16 protein-coding genes, 1 tRNA gene and 1 pseudogene are annotated in these 17,763 nt (G+C 67.8%); 8 read left to right on the forward strand and 10 right to left on the reverse strand.

Features of this window, described 5'->3' with window-relative positions:
* Nucleotides 1-4 precede the first annotated feature (4 nt).
* From hemB to QN347_RS05860, 4 genes and pseudogenes are all read left to right on the forward strand, one after another.
* The gene (gene hemB / locus QN347_RS05845; RefSeq protein ID WP_322163001.1) at nucleotides 5-997 is read left to right on the forward strand and encodes a porphobilinogen synthase; all 993 of its coding nucleotides are present in this window, start codon (nucleotides 5-7) and stop codon (nucleotides 995-997) included.
* Nucleotides 994-1,539 carry a GNAT family N-acetyltransferase gene (locus tag QN347_RS05850; RefSeq protein ID WP_322163003.1) on the forward strand — a complete coding sequence of 182 codons (546 nt, stop codon included), beginning with the start codon at nucleotides 994-996 and terminating at the stop codon, nucleotides 1,537-1,539. The genes hemB and QN347_RS05850 overlap by 4 nt, the downstream gene beginning before the upstream one ends.
* A complete protein-coding gene (locus QN347_RS05855) occupies nucleotides 1,536-2,066 on the forward strand; it encodes a GNAT family N-acetyltransferase (protein ID WP_322163005.1) in 531 nt (176 codons plus the stop codon). Before QN347_RS05850 ends, QN347_RS05855 begins: the two co-directional genes overlap by 4 nt.
* Nucleotides 2,063-4,280 (forward strand): annotated as a pseudogene (locus tag QN347_RS05860) (spermidine synthase). The gene QN347_RS05855 and the pseudogene QN347_RS05860 overlap by 4 nt, the downstream one beginning before the upstream one ends.
* Here the strand turns inward: QN347_RS05860 and QN347_RS05865 are convergent.
* On the reverse strand, nucleotides 4,277-4,750 hold the full coding sequence (locus tag QN347_RS05865; protein WP_322163006.1) for a hypothetical protein: 474 nt from the start codon (nucleotides 4,748-4,750) through the stop codon (nucleotides 4,277-4,279). The pseudogene QN347_RS05860 and the gene QN347_RS05865 overlap by 4 nt on opposite strands.
* Nucleotides 4,751-4,881: 131 nt before the next feature.
* On the opposite strand from QN347_RS05865, the gene QN347_RS05870 reads away from it, so the two are divergent.
* Nucleotides 4,882-4,958 (forward strand) — tRNA-Arg (locus QN347_RS05870).
* Nucleotides 4,959-5,250: 292 nt separating this feature from the next.
* Here the strand turns inward: QN347_RS05870 and QN347_RS05875 are convergent.
* The 8 genes from QN347_RS05875 to QN347_RS05910 form a co-directional block, all read right to left on the reverse strand.
* Nucleotides 5,251-6,006, reverse strand: a complete 756-nt coding sequence (locus tag QN347_RS05875) for a 3'(2'),5'-bisphosphate nucleotidase CysQ (RefSeq protein WP_322163008.1) — start codon at nucleotides 6,004-6,006, stop codon at nucleotides 5,251-5,253.
* A complete protein-coding gene (gene cysN, locus QN347_RS05880; protein WP_322163009.1) occupies nucleotides 6,003-8,021 on the reverse strand; it encodes a sulfate adenylyltransferase subunit CysN in 2,019 nt (672 codons plus the stop codon). Before cysN ends, QN347_RS05875 begins: the two co-directional genes overlap by 4 nt.
* Nucleotides 8,021-8,920, reverse strand: a complete 900-nt coding sequence (gene cysD, locus QN347_RS05885) for a sulfate adenylyltransferase subunit CysD (RefSeq protein ID WP_323493986.1) — start codon at nucleotides 8,918-8,920, stop codon at nucleotides 8,021-8,023. The genes cysN and cysD overlap by 1 nt, the downstream gene beginning before the upstream one ends.
* A gap of 68 nt (nucleotides 8,921-8,988) precedes the next feature.
* Nucleotides 8,989-9,207, reverse strand: coding sequence for a hypothetical protein (locus QN347_RS05890; RefSeq protein ID WP_133189103.1), 219 nt, complete (start codon nucleotides 9,205-9,207; stop codon nucleotides 8,989-8,991).
* A 94-nt stretch (nucleotides 9,208-9,301) separates the two neighbouring features.
* On the reverse strand, nucleotides 9,302-10,318 hold the full coding sequence (locus QN347_RS05895; RefSeq protein ID WP_189675171.1) for an arginine N-succinyltransferase: 1,017 nt from the start codon (nucleotides 10,316-10,318) through the stop codon (nucleotides 9,302-9,304).
* Nucleotides 10,315-11,523 (reverse strand): hydrolase, encoded by a 1,209-nt coding sequence (locus QN347_RS05900; protein WP_322163011.1) that lies wholly within the window; start codon nucleotides 11,521-11,523, stop codon nucleotides 10,315-10,317. Before QN347_RS05900 ends, QN347_RS05895 begins: the two co-directional genes overlap by 4 nt.
* Before the next feature lie 49 nt (nucleotides 11,524-11,572).
* Nucleotides 11,573-12,052: an RNA pyrophosphohydrolase gene (locus QN347_RS05905; RefSeq protein WP_189675169.1), complete on the reverse strand. Its 480-nt coding sequence runs from the start codon at nucleotides 12,050-12,052 to the stop codon at nucleotides 11,573-11,575.
* A gap of 170 nt (nucleotides 12,053-12,222) precedes the next feature.
* Nucleotides 12,223-13,179, reverse strand: coding sequence for an alpha/beta hydrolase (locus tag QN347_RS05910; protein ID WP_322163013.1), 957 nt, complete (start codon nucleotides 13,177-13,179; stop codon nucleotides 12,223-12,225).
* 35 nt (nucleotides 13,180-13,214) lie between these two features.
* Between QN347_RS05910 and QN347_RS05915 the strand changes: the two genes are divergently transcribed.
* The 3 genes from QN347_RS05915 to QN347_RS05925 all read left to right on the forward strand — a co-directional run bounded on the left by QN347_RS05915 (nucleotide 13,215) and on the right by QN347_RS05925 (nucleotide 16,877).
* On the forward strand, nucleotides 13,215-14,153 hold the full coding sequence (locus QN347_RS05915) for a histone deacetylase (protein WP_322163015.1): 939 nt from the start codon (nucleotides 13,215-13,217) through the stop codon (nucleotides 14,151-14,153).
* Nucleotides 14,154-14,217: 64 nt separating this feature from the next.
* Nucleotides 14,218-15,591 carry a deoxyribodipyrimidine photo-lyase gene (locus tag QN347_RS05920; RefSeq protein ID WP_322163017.1) on the forward strand — a complete coding sequence of 458 codons (1,374 nt, stop codon included), beginning with the start codon at nucleotides 14,218-14,220 and terminating at the stop codon, nucleotides 15,589-15,591.
* Between the two features lie 44 nt (nucleotides 15,592-15,635).
* Complete coding sequence (locus tag QN347_RS05925) at nucleotides 15,636-16,877, forward strand: cyclopropane-fatty-acyl-phospholipid synthase family protein (protein ID WP_322163019.1); 1,242 nt, start codon at nucleotides 15,636-15,638, stop codon at nucleotides 16,875-16,877.
* A gap of 165 nt (nucleotides 16,878-17,042) precedes the next feature.
* Here QN347_RS05925 and QN347_RS05930 read toward each other — a convergent pair whose 3' ends face one another.
* A complete protein-coding gene (locus QN347_RS05930; protein WP_189675164.1) occupies nucleotides 17,043-17,753 on the reverse strand; it encodes an SDR family NAD(P)-dependent oxidoreductase in 711 nt (236 codons plus the stop codon).
* Nucleotides 17,754-17,763 lie beyond the last annotated feature (10 nt).

Raw genomic sequence — 17,763 nt, forward strand, 5'->3', positions numbered from 1 at the left:
CAGCATGACCGCCCAATATCCAGCGCTTCGCCTTCGTCGTACTCGCGCCTCGGCCTGGAGCCGGCGGCTTTATGCCGAGACGGTGCTGACCCCCGCCGATCTGATCTGGCCGCTGTTCATCGCCGAAGGCACCGGCGTCGAGGAGCCGATCGCCTCGCTGCCCGGCGTGTCGCGCTGGTCGGTCGACGGGATTGTCGCACGCGGGCGTGAAGCGCGCGATCTCGGCATTCCGTGCGTCGCGCTGTTCCCGAATACGCCGGGGCATCTGCGCAGCGCGACGGGCGAGGAAGCGATCAATCCCGACAATTTGATGTGCCGCGCGGTGAAGGCGCTCAAGGACGCGGTGCCCGAAGTGGGCGTGCTGACCGATGTCGCGCTCGATCCCTATACCAGCCACGGGCATGACGGGTTGCTCGACGCGGCAGGCTATGTGCTCAACGACGCGACCTCGGACGCGCTGGTCGCGCAGGCGCTCAACCAGGCGGCGGCGGGGTCGGACATCATTGCCCCTTCGGACATGATGGACGGCCGAATCGGCGCGATCCGTGAGGCGCTCGAGCGCGATTCGCATCACAATGTCCAGATCATGTCCTATGCGGCCAAGTATGCGAGCGCCTTCTACGGCCCGTTCCGCGATGCGGTGGGCTCGCGCGGGCTGCTGAAGGGCGACAAGAAGACCTATCAGATGGACTCTGCCAACGCCGAGGAAGCGCTGCGCGAGGTCGCGCTCGATCTCGCCGAGGGTGCCGACAGCGTGATGGTCAAGCCCGGGCTGCCGTATCTCGACATCGTCGCGCGCGTGAAAGCGGCGTTCGAGGTGCCGGTGTTCTCGTACCAGGTCAGCGGCGAATATGCGATGATCGAGGCGGCGGTCGCGGCCGGCGCCGCCGAGCGCGACCCGATGGTGCTCGAGACGCTGATGGCGTTCAAGCGCGCGGGCTGCTCGGGTGTGCTGACCTATCACGCGGCGCACGCGGCGCGCTTGCTGGGCGCGTGAGCGACGCGGTCGTCGAGACCGAGCGGTTGCGGTTGCGCGTCCCCGGACCGGGCGACCGCGCGACGCTGCATGGCTGGTTCGGCGATCCGCAGGTGATGGCCGATCTCGCGCCGGCGATGGACGCAGCGGCGGCGGATGCCGCGATCGCGCGGCACGACGGGTATCGCAGCGAAGGCCTCGGCTTCTGGCTGGTCGAGCGCGCGCGGGACGGTGTGCCGCTCGGCTTTTGCGGGCTGAAGCGCGGTAACCCCGAAACGCCGCTGGCGGGCGCGCTCGAGATTGGCTGGATGTTCGGGCCCGCGCACTGGGGGCAGGGCTATGCCCGCGAGGCAGCGGCGGGGGTACTCGCCTGGGCGTGGCCGAACTGCCGCGACGCCCAAGTCGGCGCGATTACCGCCCGCGTGAATGTCGCGAGCCAGCGGCTGATGGAGCGGATCGGCATGCACGCCGCGCCCGCGCTCGATTTCGAGCATCCCGCCTTTGCCGAAGGGCACCGGCTGCGCGACAGCGTGGTCTACGTGATCGACCGTCCGCGCGCATGATCGAGACGCAGCGCTTGATCCTGCGCGGCTGGCGCGAGCGCGATATCGCGCCGTTGCACGCGATGGGGCAGGACCCTGAGGTGATGCGCTATCTCGGCCCGCCGCTGAGCATCGACGCCGCGCGCGAGGGGCATGACCGGATGGTCGCGTGCCAGGCGGCGCATGGCTACTGCTTCTGGGCGGTCGAACGTCGTGCCGACGGCGCGTTCATCGGATTCTGCGGGATCAAGCCGGGCGACAGCTTCCTTGCGGGCGAAACCGAGATTGCGTGGCGGCTCGCGCGCGATGCGTGGGGGCAGGGCTATGCGCGCGAGGCGGCCGAGGCGAGCCTCGCCTGGGGCTGGGCGAACCTCACCATTCCGCGTGTCACCGCAATCACCGTCCCCGCCAATACGCGCAGCTGGGGGCTGATGGAGCAGCTTGGCATGACGCGCGTCGTGGGTGGCGATTTCGACCATCCGGGTCTTGCCGTGGGCGATCCGCTCCGGCGCCACATCCTCTATCGAATCGATCGGCCGACCGCATGACGACCCTCCGAGCTCCCATGCGCCTTGCCCGGCCGCTGTTCGTGCTGACGATCCTGGCAAGCTCGTTCCTGCTCTTCCTCGTCCAGCCGATGGTCGCGCGGATGGCGCTGCCGCGGCTTGGCGGCGCGCCGGCGGTGTGGAATTCGGCGATGCTCGTCTATCAGGCGCTGCTGCTCGCCGGGTACGGCTATGCGCACTGGCTCGGGCGGATGAACCCACGCGCGCAGGCGATGACGCATCTCGGCGTCCTGCTCGTCGCGGGGTTGTGGCTGCCGATCGGGCTCACCGCGCTCCAGCCGAGCCCGACCGCGCAGCCCGCGATCTGGGTGCCGTGGCTGCTAGGACTGTCGATCGGGCCATTGTTCTTCGCGATCTCGGCGCAGGCACCGCTGCTGCAGCGCTGGTTCAGCCTGACGCGGCATGGCGATAATCCGTATGCGCTGTACGCCGCGTCGAACTTCGGGAGCTTTGCCGGGCTGCTGGCCTACCCGCTGTTCGTCGAGCCCGGGCTCGCTCTGTACGGGCAGCGCGTGGTGTGGAGCAGCGGCTATATCCTAGTCGGGTTGCTGGTGGCGCTGTGCGCGGCGACGCTGCCGCGCGGCGGGCCGGTGGCCGATGCTGCACCGCGCGCCACGTCGCCCGCGCCGGGGCGACGACGCGTTGCGCACTGGATCCTCCTGGCGTTCGTCCCGTCGGGGCTGATGCTCGCGACCTCGACGCTGATCACTACCGATATCGTCGCGATGCCGCTGCTGTGGGTGCTTCCCCTCGGGCTGTATCTGCTGAGCTTTACGATCGCGTTTGCGAGCGACCGCACCACTGCCGATATCCAGACGCGAATCGCGCCGATCGCGATGCTGCTGTTCGGCGGATTGCTCGTCGGCGGAATGGCCGGGATGCCGATGCTCGGCGCGATCATGGCGCTGGCGGTGCTCTTCCTCGTCTCGGTCGCGCTCCATACCGCGCTGTACCGGCTGCGGCCCGAGCCCGACCGGCTGACCGGATTCTACCTCGCGATGTCGGTCGGCGGGGCGCTCGGGGGGGGTGTTCTCGGCGCTGCTCGCGCCGCTGCTGTTCGACGGGACCTACGAATATCCGATCCTGATTCTCGCCGCGGCGGTGCTGACGCCGCAACGCGCCTTGCTCGGTGTGGTCGCGCGGTTGTGGGACGGCAATGCGCAGCGGCAGCGGATCCTGCTCTATGGGGTGGCGATCGCGGTGGTCGGGCTCGTGGCGCTCGTGCTCACCTATCCCGGCCCGATCGGTCGCCCCGGACCGACACAGCACATCACGCTGATGGTGATGGTGGCGCTCGGCTTGCTGACGATCGGATCGCGCCGTGCTTTCGCGATTGCCATGTTCGGATCGCTGATCGCATTCGGTGGCTATCACGCGGTGATGATCTCGCTCGAGCCCGATGCGCGCACGCGCAGCTATTTCGGCATCTACACCGTCCGCGGAAACCCGCGCGAACGCGAACTCGCGCACGGCACGACGGTGCATGGCTTGCAACTGCTCGGCACGCCCGCGCGCGAGCGGACCGCGACGACCTATTACGTCCCGGGTGCTGGCATCGGGCAAGCGTTGCAGGCGGTCCCGGCGCTGTACGGGCCGGCGGCACGCGTCGGCATCGTCGGGTTGGGGGCAGGGACCGTGGCTTGCTATGCCAAGCCCGGACAGGACTGGCGGTTCTACGAGATCGATCCGGCGATCGTCCGAATCGCGCGGACGCGCTTCAGCTTCCTGTCGCGCTGTCTGCCCGATGCCCCGGTGGTGCTCGGCGATGCGCGGCTCAACCTTGCGCACGCGGCGAGCGGATCGCTCGATTTCCTCGCGCTCGATGCCTACTCGTCCGATTCGGTGCCGATGCACCTGATGACGCGCGAGGCGTTCGCGAACTATGCGCGCGTGCTTGCGCCGCGCGGGCTGTTGCTGGTGCACATCTCGAACCGCTTCCTCGATCTCGAACCCGTCGTTGCGGGCGCCGCTGAGGTCGGGGGGTGGCACGCCGTCCAGCTCCTCTATCGTCCGCCGCAGGCCAACGCGGCAGGCGCGACCAAGTCGCAATGGGTGGCCTTGTCGCACGACCCCAAGATCATCGCGGCGTTGCAGCGCGGCAACGCGGCATGGGGGGCGGTCCCGGTGCGCGCGGGGTTCACGCCGTGGACCGACGATTATTCGACGATCCTGCCGCTGCTCAAAGGCGTCCGCTAGGCGCTACGCAGCTTTGCCGAGATTGCGGTGATGCGTGTGCTCTGCGCCTCGAGCGCGGCCTGTGCCGCGGTCTGGAGGGTCGCGATCGCGGGATATTCGGGTTTGCCGCCGGTGATGCGGTCCGACGCCATCGTATCGACCGCGGAGAGCGTGGCCGACGTCGTTGCGCGATAACCGTCGAGTTCGGCCAGCGCGGTCTGCGCCGCGATCCAGCGTTCGCCACCGGGCGCGTCACCGCGGGCGGCGTCGGCGAGCCGCTCGGCGCGCGTCGCAGCGGGCGCGAAGTCGGCGCTCGTGCGGTCGAGCGTCTTGCGCAGGTCGGCCAGCGCCGAATCGGTCGAGGGTTCGGGTTCGGCAAGCACCACGGGGGATTCGGGCTCGGCATCGCTGCGGGATTCGATCGCGCGCGGGAGCAGCGAGGGATAACGCGTCGACGTCTGCGCGGCGCATCCTCCGAGAATGAGGGTCATGGCCAGCGCAAAAGCGGCGGGGCGGGCGGGCAAAAGCGGCTGGTTCATCGATAAATTCTCTATGCTGGCAAGAAAGGTGACGCAACGCCCTTGCGTCCCCCGAAAGACGCCGCTAACAGCGCCACTCCACTGCACCCATAGCTCAGCTGGATAGAGCATCAGACTACGAATCTGAGGGTCGGGCGTTCGAATCGCTCTGGGTGCACCACCTATTTCCGCCGGATGGCGGGCGATGAGCCGGGACAGAAATGTCCCGGCTTTTCTGCGTTTTGGGGGTGTCGGTGGGGGCACATCCTCAGCGCCCGACGTCACCCCGGCCTTGTGCCGGGGGCCACCGTGCCACGCGCGCTTGGCGGGCATGCTGTGCGGCACGGTGGACCGCGGGACGAGCCCGGGGTGACGAAGATGAGTCAGGTGTCGCGCTACGAAAGCAAGGGCGTCGCTGGCTCGCTGTGCGGCCCGGTGGACCCCGGGATTAGCCCGGGGTGACGTATGGATGGTTAGGGCAGCAGGTGGGTTGCTGCGGCAACCGCCGCGAGCACGTGCTCGGCATATTCGCGGCGACAGATCAACAAATCGGGGAGCAGCGGGTCGCGGCAATTGTACACGAGGGGACTGCCATCGATTCGCGATGCGAACAGCCCAGCCGCCAGCGCCACCGCAACGGGTGCGCAATTGTCCCATTCATATTGCCCGCCGGCGTGGAGGTAGATCTCGGCATCGCCTTGCACGACCGCCATCGCCTTGGCGCCGGCCGAGCCCATCGGCACCAGCTCGGCACCGATCGCCTCGGCCACCGCCAGCACGATCGGATGCGCGCGCGAGCGGCTGACAACCATGCGCGGGCGCTGTGGGGCAGCGGCGAACGGCTGGCGTGGATCGTCGGTCGCGAAGACGCGTTGGACCGCTGGCAGCGCGACAGCGCCCGTGACGGGCACGCCGTCGACAGCGAGGCCGATGTGGACCGCCCAATCCTCGCGCCGCTCGCGGAATTCGCGCGTGCCGTCGAGCGGATCGACCACCCAGACGCGGCGCGCGGCGCAGCGCAGGCCGTCATCGGCGGCTTCTTCCGAAAGGACGTAATCATCGGGGCGCGCTTCGTGGAGCAGCCGCAGGATCAGCGTATTCGCATCCGTGTCGCCTCGGTCGCCCAGTTCGGCATCCGGGCAGGCCCCCGTAACGCACAGGTCGCGCAGGAGCTCGGCGGCGGCGAGGGCCACAGAGCGGGCGAGTTGGGCGTCGGTCTGCTGGCTCACAGGTCGTGACTCCATACGCCCATGATATGTTCGACGATCCGCTCGGCCGCCGCCTCGGGGCTCTCGCGCGTCGTGTCGACGCGGATGTCGGGATGCTGGGGCGCCTCATACGGGCTCGAGATGCCGGTGAAGTTGGCGATCTGTCCCGCGCGCGCCTTGGCGTAGAGGCCCTTCACGTCGCGTGCCTCCGCCTCTGCCAGCGGCGTGTCGACGAAGATCTCGACGAATGCCTCCGGCAGCATCGCGCGCACCATGTCGCGCTCGGCGCGGAACGGCGAGATGAAGGCGGTGAGGACGATCAGCCCGGCATCGGTCATCAATTTGGCGACCTCGCCGATGCGGCGGATGTTCTCGACGCGGTCGGCATCGGTGAAGCCCAGATCCTTGTTGAGCCCGTGCCGGACATTGTCGCCATCGAGCAGGAAGCTGTGGCGGCCGAGCGCGAACAGCTTCTTCTCGACGAGATTGGCGATCGTCGATTTGCCCGAGCCCGACAGGCCGGTGAACCACAAAAGCCGCGGGGTCTGACCCTTCTGGTCGGCATGCGCGGCGTTGGTGATGTCGATCGCCTGCCAATGGACGTTCTGCGCGCGGCGCAGCGCGAAATCGAGCATCCCGGCGGCGACCGTCGCGTTGGTCGCGCGGTCGATCAGGATGAAGCCGCCGAGATCGGCGCCCTCGGCAAAGGGTTCGAAGACGATGTCGCGGTCGGTGTAGACCTCCGCCACGCCGATATCGTTGAGCCCGAGCGTCTTGACCGAGAGCTCGGCGAGCGTGTTGACGTCGATCGCGTGGCGTGGTTCCTGGACCGTCGCTCCGACGGTCTGCGTGCCGAGCTTGAGCCAATAGCTGCGCCCGGGCAGCAGCGGCGTCTCCGACATCCAGACGAGCGTCGCGCGGAACTGGTCGGCGACCTGTGGCGGCGCCTCGGCGAGCGCGATGACGTCGCCGCGCGAGCAATCGACCTCGTCGGCAAGCGTGAGCGTGACCGACTGGCCGGCAACGGCTTCTGGCAAGTCGCCGTCCATCGTCACGATCCGGGAGACCGTCGTGGTGCGGCCCGAGGGCAGGATGCGGACCGCATCGCCGGGGCGAATGCTGCCGCTTGCGATCAGGCCCGAGAAGCCGCGGAAATCCAAGTCTGGGCGGTTGACCCATTGCACCGGCAGCCGGAACGGGCGCGCTTGCGCGGCGTCGGCTTCGACGTCGATCGTTTCGAGATGTTCGATCAGCGTCGGGCCGTCGTACCACGGCATCGCTGCGGACGGGGTGGCGACATTGTCGCCGGCAAAGCCCGAGATCGGGATCGCGGTGAAGCGCTCGATTCCGATCGCGCTGGCGAAGGCGCGATAGTCGGCGACGATCGTGTCGAATACCGACTGGTCGTACTCGACCAGATCCATCTTGTTCACCGCGAGCACGACATGGCGCAGCCGGAGCAGCTTGACGAGGAAGCTGTGGCGGCGGGTTTGGGGCAGCACGCCCTTGCGCGCGTCGATCAGGATCACCGCGGCATCGGCGGTCGAAGCGCCGGTCACCATGTTGCGCGTGTACTGCTCATGGCCGGGCGTGTCGGCGACGATGAACTTGCGCTTCTCGGTCGCGAAGAAGCGATAGGCGACGTCGATCGTGATGCCTTGCTCGCGCTCGGCGGCGAGGCCGTCGACGAGCAACGCGAAGTCGATGTTCTGCCCCTGCGTGCCGACGCGCTTGCTGTCGGCCTCGAGCGCGGAGAGTTGATCGGCGAAGATCGCGCGCGAATCGTAGAGCAGGCGGCCAATCAGCGTCGACTTGCCGTCGTCGACCGAGCCGCACGTGATGAAGCGGAGCAGCGACTTGTGCTGGTGCTGGAGGAGGTAGGCGTCGATGTCCGACGCGATGAGGGAGTCGGGGGCATATTCGTCACCCCGGCGAAGGCCGGGGTCGCCGGATGGCGGCGTGGTGGCCGGCGTTTCGCGCTCCAACGCGGCGGCCCCGGCCTTCGCGGGGGCGACGAGGTCTGGCTTGGCGCCCATCAGAAATACCCCTCGGCTTTTTTCTTCTCCATGCTGGCGCTCTGATCGTGATCGATCGCGCGGCCCTGGCGTTCGGAAGTGGTGGTGAGCAGCATTTCCTGGATCACCGCAGGCAGTGTCGTCGCTTGGCTCTCGACCGCGCCGGTCAGCGGATAGCAGCCGAGCGTGCGGAAGCGGATCGAGCGATCGACCGGCACTTCGCCGGGTTCGAGGCGGAAGCGGTCGTCATCGACCATCAGCAGCATCCCGTCGCGCTCGACCGTCGGGCGCGGGGCGGCGAGGTACAGCGGGACGATCTCGATCTGCTCGGCGAGGATATATTGCCAGATGTCGAGCTCGGTCCAATTCGACAGCGGGAAGACGCGGATGCTCTCTCCCTTGGCCTTCTTGGCATTGTAGAGGTGCCACAGCTCGGGGCGCTGCGCCTTGGGATCCCAGCGCTGGCTCGCCGAACGGAAGCTGAAGATCCGCTCCTTGGCGCGGCTCTTCTCCTCGTCCCGCCGCGCGCCGCCGAACGCGACGTCGAAGCCGCCCTGCGTCAGTGCTTGCTTGAGCCCTTCGGTCTTCCAGATGTCGGTGTGGCGGCTGCCATGGTCGAACGGATTGATCCCCTGCGCGACCGCGTCGGGGTTCTGGTGGACGATCAACTCCATCCCCGCCGCAACCGCTGCGCGTTCGCGCAATTCGTACATCGCGCGGAATTTCCAGGTCGTGTCGACATGGAGCAGCGGGAAGGGTGGCTTGCCCGGAAAAAACGCTTTCCGGGCAAGATGCAGCATCACCGCCGAATCCTTGCCGACCGAATAGAGCATCACCGGGCGCTCGGCCTCGGCGACGACTTCGCGCAGGATGTGGATGCTTTCGGCCTCGAGCCGCTGGAGGTGGGTGAGGGTCGTCATGCTGCGTTGCAGATAGTGCAGAAACGCCGCCGCGCGATCAACTTATCCTGTTGGCGTCTAAAGCGCGCTCACGCCTCGGCGTTGCGTTCGACCGAGTCGAGGATGCGGGCTCCCGCCATGAACACCGCGATCGGGCAGACCGCGAACAGCAGCCAGCCACCGATGCCGGGATATTGCGAAAGATAGTGCACCCCGCGCTCGACCGCGCCGAGCGCCAGCGCGTAGATCACCGCAAAGGCTTCGAACTTGGTCTTGATGACGAACAGGCTGGAGATCTTGGTCCACATGCAATCTTGCTAAGCAAGGATCGGGCCAAGCGCCGTTTTGCGTGGGTTTTCGTGTACGAAGATGGTTACCTGTCAGTTAACCCGACACCCGGGGTCAGGTGCGCGCGACGTGGCTCACGACGAAATCCTCGCTCACGCGCAACGCATCGGCGGTGGCGTGATCGAGCACCACGCCGCCGTCGCACGGACGGACATTGCCATAGGCGCAGCGGAACTCGGCGAGTCGGCCATGCGCGACAAGCGCGGGATCGCCGCCATCGCCGTCGAGCGCGATGATCCGCGACGACCGCGCATCGCGCACGGTGCGGACCTGGTCGGTCTTGGCGATCATCGTCGGGCCGCCGTCAAAAATATCGACATAGTTCTCGTAGGCGAAGCCTTCGTTCTCGAGCATGCGCATCGCCGCGCGGCCCGAGGGATGCGGCAGACCGATCACCGCGCGGGCGCTTTCGGGGAGCATCGCGATATAGACCGGGTGTTTGGGGAACAGATCGGCGATGAATTGGTGGCCGCGCACCGCGTTGAATTGATCGGCGTCCTGGAAGTTCATCCCGAAGAAGCGCCCCGCGAGCCCGTCCCAGAAGGGCGATCCGCCCGCTTCGTCGATGATCCCGCGCAGTTCGGCCAGCACGCGATCGGCAAAGCGCGCGCGATGTGCCGCGATGAACAGGTAGCGGCTGCGCGCGAGCAGCATGCCGAGTCCGCCGGCGCGCTCGCCGGGATGGAGGAACAGCCCGCCGACTTCGCTGCAGCCCTCGAGATCGGTGGTCAGCCCGAGCATGTCGGCGCGGAAGGTGCGGCCGAGCTCCTTGCTGTGCTGCGTCAGCGTGCCGAGGCGATAGCTGTAGAACGGGTAGCTCTGCCCGACATGCGTGAAGATCTGGCAGGTGCCGCGCACCTCGCCGGTTGCGACGTTTTCGAGCACGAGCACGAACAGGTCGTCGGCCTTGCCATCGTCGCTGCGAGCGAACGCGGCGGCGCTGCGATCGAGCTTGGCCTTGAGCGCGGTGCGATCGGGCGGGAGATTGGTGAAGCCGCCGCCGGTGAGCTTGGCCATTTCGTAGAGCGGCTGCAGATCGCTGTCGCGCGCGGCGCGGATCACGTGGGTCACAATAAGCCCTTTTCGGCAAGGCGCAGGATCGTCAGCGCTGAGAGCGCGGCGCGCTCGGGGAGCGAGTCGACGATCAGGAATTCGTCGGTCGAGTGGATCGCACCGCCGCGCGCGCCCATCGTGTCGACGACGGGAACGCCGCACGCCGCGATGGTGTTGCCGTCGCACACCCCGCCCGTCGCGCGCCACGCGATGTCGAGGCCAAGCGCGGCGCCGCATTCCTTGACGAGCGCGAAGAGCTTGGCGGCGCCTGGGTCGATCGGTTTTGGCGGGCGGTTGAAGCTGCCGTGGACCGCGATGGTCACGTCGTGCGCGGCGGCGACTTCGGCCACCAGCGTGTCGATGGCCGCCTGCGCGCGCGCGATCTCGGTATGGTCGGCCGGGCGGAAATTGATCCGCAGCACGGCGTGGTCGGGAACGACATTGTTCGGCCCGCCGCCCTCGATCCGAGCCGGATTGACCGCGAGCGCGGGCGAGCGAACCGCAAACAGCCGCACCGCGAGATCGGACGCTGCGACGATCGCGTTGCGGCCTTCGTCGGGATTGCGGCCGGCGTGCGCGCTCTTGCCGGTGACGACGATCGAGAAATTTCCAGTGCCGCCGCGCGCGCCCGCCAGCGTGCCGTCGGGCAAGGCTGGTTCGTAGGTCAGCGCGGCGAGCTTGCCGCGTGCCGCGCGAGCGATCAGCGCCGAGGAGGAGAAGGAGCCGGTTTCCTCGTCGGAATTGATGACGACTTCATAGCCGATTCGCGCTGCGAGCGGGCTCGCCTCGACGGCCTCCAACGCCGCGAGCATCACCGCGAGCCCGGCTTTCATGTCGGCGACGCCCGGACCGTTGAGCGTGCCGTCGTCGCGGAAGGTCAGCGTCTGGAAGGCGTGGTCGACCGGATAGACCGTGTCCATGTGGCCGGTCAGCAGCAGCTGCACCGGCGCATCGGGGCGGACGACGAGATGCAAATGCTTGCCGTGATCGAGCGTGGTGACGGTCCCGTCGGCGGCGACGCTCTCGGCGGTGTCCCCCGTGACGAGCGCGAGCTCCCCCGGCAGCGCGCCGAACGCCGCCGCGAGCTTATCCGCCACCGCCGCCAGCCCGGCCAGATTGCGCGTGCCGCTGTTGATCGCCGACCAGGCCTCGACCTGTGCCAGCATCGGCTGCGTCGCGACATAGGCGACGGCCGCGCGGTCTGTTTCTGTCATCCCCACCATCGGCTCGGTCTAGCCGGTCTGCGCGGTACGCTCCACCCCTGGCACCGCGTCAGGACAGATGCGGCGCGAAGGCGGCGAGGACGTCCTCGTACAGCGTCTTCTTGAAGGGGACGATGACGTCGGGGAGCGTCTCGGGGCGGATCCATTGCCAGGATTTGAACTCGGGATGCTCGGTCGCGATGTCGATATCGGCGTCGCTGCCAAGGAAACGGTAGAGGAACCAGCGCTGCCGCTGGCCGCGCCACTTGCCTTTCCAGACGCGGCCAACGAGCTCTTCGGGCAGATCGTAGAACAATTCGTGCGGCGCGGCGGCGATCAGTTCGACATGCTTAGGCGCGATGCCGGTTTCCTCGCCGAGTTCGCGCAAAGCGGTCGCCTCGGGGTCCTCGCCATCGTCGATCCCGCCTTGCGGCATCTGCCATGCCTCGACCTCGGCATCGATCCGCTGGCCGACGAAGACGAGGCCGTCGGCGTTGAGCAGCATGATTCCGGCGCAGGGGCGATAAGGCAGGGTGGTGGGGTCGGTCATTGGGGACTTTCGTTAGGAAATCCTCCCGCGCGGAGCGGGGGAGGGGGACCCTGAGCATTCAGCGAGGGATGGAGGGGGCTATCCGCGAGCGGTACGCGTGTGACGGCCCCCCTTCACCACCAGCCTGAAGGAGGCTGGCTGTCCGCCTCCCCGGTTCCCGGAGGGGGGGATTAAAGGGCTTCGGCGATCAGCGTTTTTGCGGCGGCCAGCGCACCAGCGACATCCTCCGCCGAAGACGGGATCGCTTTGCGCAGCGTGATGAAACCGTGGATGTTGCCCACCGCCTCGCGGAAGACGACCGGAACGCCCGCCTCCGCCAGCGCCGCGGCGTAGGCACGGCCCTGGTCGCGGATCGGGTCGAGGCTCGCGGTCACCACGACCGCGGGTGGCATGCCCGCAAGGTCGCCCTTGAGCGGCGACGTGCGGATATGCTCGGCTTCGGCCTGATAGGCGGCGTTGAACCATTCCATGCTGTCGCGCGTCAGCAGGAAGCCATCGGCGAACTGCGAGTAGGACGGATATTCGCGGCTCGTGTCGGTCGCGGGATAGAAAGGCAGTTGCGCGATCACCGGCACCGCCGCGGGCGCATCGCGCAGCGCCATCGCGGTGACGATCGCGAGATTGCCGCCGGCGCTGTCGCCGCAGACGATCAGGCCGGTGACCGACCGACCGAGCGCCTCAGGGCTCGCCGCCGCCCAGCGTGCCGCCGCCTCGCAATCGTCTGGTGCGGCGGGCCAGGGGCTTTCGGGCGCGAGGCGATAGTCGACCGCGAGCACGGGCAGGTCGAGGCTGCGCGAGATTTCGGCGCAGAAGCTCGCATGCGTGTCGAGATCGCCGATCACGAAGCCGCCGCCGTGGAAGAACAGGACGAGCGGCCCCGCCGCGCGCGTCGCAGCGGTGTCGAACAGCCGCGCGGGAATGTCGCCGGCGGGGCCGGGGACCTTCAGGTCGGTGATCGTCGCGAGCTCACCGACCGGCGGATCGGCAATGTCCTTCATCGCGGCATAGGTCGCGCGCGCGGCGGGTGCCTCGAGCTGGTGCATCTTGGGGCCGGGAATATTATTGAGGAAAGCGAGGAAGCCCGCGACATCGGGGCGCACATACGGATCGGTCACGCTGCTCTCCATCTGGTCTATGCCGTGTTTGCTCCTACCTAGGGGGGATGATCGCGGTCGTCCATCACCCAGCCTATGTTGCGAACGGCCAGGCGGCCAACCCGAGCCAGCTCAGCAAGAATGCCGCGATTCGCGATCTGCTGCGCACGCATGGGAGCGCGATCGACTGGCACGAACCCGAGCCGATGCCGCTCCACTGGCTCGAGGCGACGCACGATCCCGCCTATGTCGCCGAAGTGCTCGAAGCCCGCGTGCCGCGCGAAAAGGAGCGGCGGATCGGCTTTGCGGTGACGCCGAGCGTCGCGGCGCGCGCGCAGGTCGTGCCGGCGGGCACGTGGCTCGCGGCGCGGCTCGCGCTCGAGCGTGGGTTTGCCGCCAATAGCGCGGGCGGGAGCCATCATGCGCTCGCCGAGACCGGGGCTGGGTATTGCGTGTTCAACGATCTCGCGATCGCGGCGGTGCGGCTGATCGAGGAGGGCGATGTCGCACGCGTGCTGATCGTCGATTGCGACGTGCATCAAGGTGACGGCACCGCGGCGCTCACCGCCGGGCGGCCGGGAATCGCGACCTATTCGATCCATGCCGAGAAGAACTTCCCGGCGCGGAAAGCCCGTTCGAGCCTCGACGTCCCGCTTGCCGACGGGATCGGCGATGCCGTGTATCTCGCGACGCTCGAAGCGACGCTGCTGCCGCTGATTCGCGACTATCGGCCCGACCTGATCCTCTATCAGGCAGGGATCGATCCGCTCGCGGGCGACCGGCTCGGTCGGCTCGCGCTGACACCCGAGGGGCTCGTCGCGCGCGACCGCTTCATCGCCGAAGTCGCCGCAACGCGCGGCATCGCGCTCGCGAGCACGGTGGGGGGCGGGTATGGCGACGACGTCCGCGCGCTCGCCGCGACGCATGTCGCGGTGATCCTGACCTTGGGGCGCGCATATCACGCGGCGCGCGCCACTCCGGGAACGATGGCGCTCCCGTCAAGTTGAGCATGACGAAAGCGGGGCAGGGTGCCTAAAGAGGTGCCGCTCCCGTTCGTTTGTGAGGCTGTGCTTGACCGATCCCGTTCTTCTCTGGCTGCGCCGCGACTTGCGGCTCGCCGACCAGCCCGCCTTGCTCGCTGCGATCGAGGATGGGGCGGTGATCCCGGTCTACATCCTCGATGACGACACGCCGAAACATTATGCGATGGGCGGCGCGTCGCGCTGGTGGCTGCATCACAGCCTCAAAAGCCTCGATGCCGCTTTGCGCGCGAAGGGATCGCGGCTGATCCTGCGGCGCGGGGTGTGCGATGTCGAACTCGCCAAGCTCGCAGAGGAAACCGGGGCGAAACGCGTCCATGCGATCCGCCATTTCGAGCCGTGGTGGCGCAATGCCGAGCGCGCGGTGGCGAAGCGGCTTGATCTGGCGTGCCACGACGGCAATTATCTCGCGCCGCCGGGCTCGGTGACGACGGGCTCGGGCGGGCAGTACAAGATCTTCACGCCATTCTGGCGCGCGCTCAAGGCGACGCTGCCGCCGCCCGAACCGAGCCACGTGCCCGCGCATATCCCCGCGCCGGCGCACTGGCCGAAGAGCGATTCGCTGGCCGGCTGGGACTTGCTGCCGACCAAGCCCGACTGGTCGACCGGGTTCGGCAAGGAATGGACGCCGGGCGAAAAGGGCGCGCACAAACGCCTGAAGGCGTTCGCGGATCATGCCGACCGTTATGACGAGACGCGCAATCTGCCCTCGGTCGAGGGCAGCTCGCGACTGTCGCCGCATCTGCATTTCGGCGAAGTGTCGGCGGCGCAAGTGTGGCACGCGGTCGCCGATGCGGGGGGCTCGGTCGATGTCTTCCTCAGCGAGATCGGGTGGCGCGATTATGCGCAGACCGTCATCCAGCAATATCCCGATTATGGCACCAAGAACGGTCGCGACGCGCTCGATGACCTCGCCTGGCGGACGGGCAAAGCCGCCAACGCCGATCTCGAGGCGTGGCAGCAGGGCCGCACCGGCTATCCGATCGTCGATGCCGGGATGCGTCAGCTGTGGACGACGGGCTGGATGCACAACCGCGTGCGGATGATCACCGCGAGCTTCCTGATCAAGCATCTGCTGATCGACTGGCGCAAGGGCGAGCGCTGGTTCTGGGATTGTCTGGTCGATGCCGATTACGGATCGAACGCGGTCAACTGGCAATGGACCGCAGGCACCGGGATCGATTCGAACATGTTCGTGCGGATCATGGCGCCGCTCGTCCAGTCGCCGAAATTCGATGCCGGGGAGTATATCCGCGAATGGGTGCCCGAGCTTGCCGGCATCAAGGGTGATGCGATCCACGACCCCGAGGACGCCGGCTGCCGCCCGCGTGGCTACCCCGCAAAAATCATCGGGCATCGCGAGGCACGCGAGCGAGCGCTCGAGGCTGCACGCCAGGCGCGCTGAAAATCCCGTTGCGGTACGCGGGCATGGATGCGAGGGGGCGCGCGATGCTTGGGGCCTTCTCGAAATTGTTTCACCGCCTGCTCGACCGGATCGACGCAGGTCTGGTCGCGGGATCGCTTGCCGCGCACTTGCCCGACGGGCGCGACCGGCTGCTCGGCGGCCGTGCGCCGGGGCCGGCGGCGGTGGTCGATCTGCGCAGCTGGCGCGCATTGCTGCGGCTGGCGACGGGCGGATCGGCCGGCTGGTACGTCGCCTGGTCCAAGGGCGAATGGGCGAGCCCCGATCCGACCGTGCTGTTCGAGCTGTTCATGCGCAACCGCGTGACGCTCGGCGGCACCGCGCGCTCGGGCGGGGTGATCCGTACGCTGCGGCGCATCGCGAACAGCCGGCGGCGCAACTCGCGCGTCGGCGCACGGCGCAACATCGAATTCCACTATGATCTCGGCAACGATTTCTACCGCGTCTGGCTCGACCCGAGCCTGACCTATTCGAGCGCCTTGTTCGCCGAGCCGGTGTCGGCGGCGGAAAGCCTAGAGGCCGCGCAGGCGACCAAGATCGACGCGATCCTCGACCGGCTGGCGGTGGCGCCGGGGGACCGCGTGCTCGAGATCGGGTGTGGCTGGGGGGCGTTTGCGGAAGCCGCGGCGCGGCGCGGGCTCAGCGTCGATGCGATCACGCTGTCGGCCGAGCAGGAGCTTGCGGTTCAGCAGCGGATCGCGGCGGCCGGCTTGAGCGACGTGACGGTGTCGCGGATCGACTATCGCGACGTTACCGGCGAATACGATGCGGTCGCTTCGATCGAGATGGTCGAAGCGGTCGGGCAGGAATATTGGCCGGCCTATCTCGCCGCGGTGGCGCGCGCACTGAAGCCCGGCGGCCGCGCGGCGCTGCAGTACATCACGATCGATGACGCGATCTTCCCGGCCTATGCCGAGAATGTCGATTTCATTCAGCGCTACATCTTTCCCGGCGGAATGCTTCTTTCGGAGAGCCGCTTTCGCGCGCTGGCCGAGGCGGAAGGGCTGGAGTGGCAGGACAATCGCACCTTCGGGCTGCATTATGCCGAGACGCTGCGGCGCTGGCGCGTGGCGTTCGATGATGCGGTCGCGGCTGGGCGGTTGCCGGCCAAGTTCGACCGGTCGTTCATCGACTTGTGGCGCTATTATCTGATGTATTGCGAAGGCGGTTTTCGCGGCGGCGGGATCGACGTCGCCCATGTCACGCTGGTGAAGATTTCCTTTCCCGCTTGCGAGTTTGAGGTCGGTCATGCCCCCGGCATGACCTGAACGATGCGGGGCATCGTTCACCTCAAACTGGGTTAGGGGAGGGGCGTGCCTCGCGCGCCGCGCCCTCCGGCATTTCCCTCCCCCAGCCCCTCCCGCAAGCGGGAGGGGAGTTTTGAGGGCTTCCCTCCCGGAAGCGTGAGGGGAACTCTATTCGACTCGTGCGCTCTATTCGACGCGTTCGAAATGTCCGGTCGCGAAATCCTCGGTCAGCAAAGCGACGATCCGGTCCGCCACCACCGACGGATCCTTGACCGACTTGGGGTCTTCGCCCGGATACGCCTTGTGGCGCATCGCGGTGCGCGTCGCGCCGGGGTCGATGATCGCGGTGCGGACCTTGCTGATCAGCTCCATCTCGTCGCCATACGCCGAGAGCAGCGTCTCGAACGCCGCCTTCGATGCGCCATACATTCCCCAATAGGCGCGCGGCTTGCGCCCGACGCTGGATGTGAGGCCGATCACCCGGCCGTGCGCCGATTTGCGCAGCATCGGGTCGAACGCCGCAATCAGCGCGGCCTGCGCGCTGACGTTGAGCGTAAGCACCTGCGCCATCTCCTTGGCGTCGATCGCTGGGACGGCGGACAATTGCCCGAGCATCGCGGCGTTGAGCACCAGGATGTCGAGCGCGGGCCAGCGCTCGCCGATCGCGGTGCCGAGGCGCGCGATGCTGTCGGTCTCGGTCAGGTTGAGCGGCGCGATCGTCGCCGAGCCGCCGGCGTCGAAAATTGCGTTCTCGACCGTCTCGAGCCCCGCCGCGGTGCGCGCGGTGATCACGACATGTGCGCCCGCCGCGCCGAGCGCGAGTGCGGTTGCAGCGCCGATCCCGCGGCTTGCGCCAGTGACGAGGGCAACTTGATTGGCGAGTGGCTTGTCGGTCATTCGGGGCTCT

Origin of the sequence: Sphingomonas sp. 10B4 (assembly GCF_035019905.1) — a bacterium.
Taxonomy (GTDB): Bacteria; Pseudomonadota; Alphaproteobacteria; order Sphingomonadales; family Sphingomonadaceae; genus Sphingomonas; species Sphingomonas glacialis.

Bases quoted from the DNA above. Each gene is read 5' to 3' on its own strand.
- hemB (WP_322163001.1), top strand. From the start codon at position 5: ATGACCGCCCAATATCCAGCGCTTCGCCTTCGTCGTACTCGCGCCTCG.
- QN347_RS05855 (WP_322163005.1), top strand. From the start codon at position 1,536: ATGATCGAGACGCAGCGCTTGATCCTGCGCGGCTGGCGCGAGCGCGAT.
- QN347_RS05865 (WP_322163006.1), bottom strand. From the start codon at position 4,750: ATGACCCTCATTCTCGGAGGATGCGCCGCGCAGACGTCGACGCGTTAT.
- cysN (WP_322163009.1), bottom strand. From the start codon at position 8,021: ATGGGCGCCAAGCCAGACCTCGTCGCCCCCGCGAAGGCCGGGGCCGCC.
- cysD (WP_323493986.1), bottom strand. From the start codon at position 8,920: ATGACGACCCTCACCCACCTCCAGCGGCTCGAGGCCGAAAGCATCCAC.
- QN347_RS05890 (WP_133189103.1), bottom strand. From the start codon at position 9,207: ATGTGGACCAAGATCTCCAGCCTGTTCGTCATCAAGACCAAGTTCGAA.
- QN347_RS05900 (WP_322163011.1), bottom strand. From the start codon at position 11,523: ATGGTGGGGATGACAGAAACAGACCGCGCGGCCGTCGCCTATGTCGCG.
- QN347_RS05905 (WP_189675169.1), bottom strand. From the start codon at position 12,052: ATGACCGACCCCACCACCCTGCCTTATCGCCCCTGCGCCGGAATCATG.
- QN347_RS05910 (WP_322163013.1), bottom strand. From the start codon at position 13,179: ATGGAGAGCAGCGTGACCGATCCGTATGTGCGCCCCGATGTCGCGGGC.
- QN347_RS05915 (WP_322163015.1), top strand. From the start codon at position 13,215: ATGATCGCGGTCGTCCATCACCCAGCCTATGTTGCGAACGGCCAGGCG.
- QN347_RS05925 (WP_322163019.1), top strand. From the start codon at position 15,636: ATGCTTGGGGCCTTCTCGAAATTGTTTCACCGCCTGCTCGACCGGATC.
- QN347_RS05930 (WP_189675164.1), bottom strand. From the start codon at position 17,753: ATGACCGACAAGCCACTCGCCAATCAAGTTGCCCTCGTCACTGGCGCA.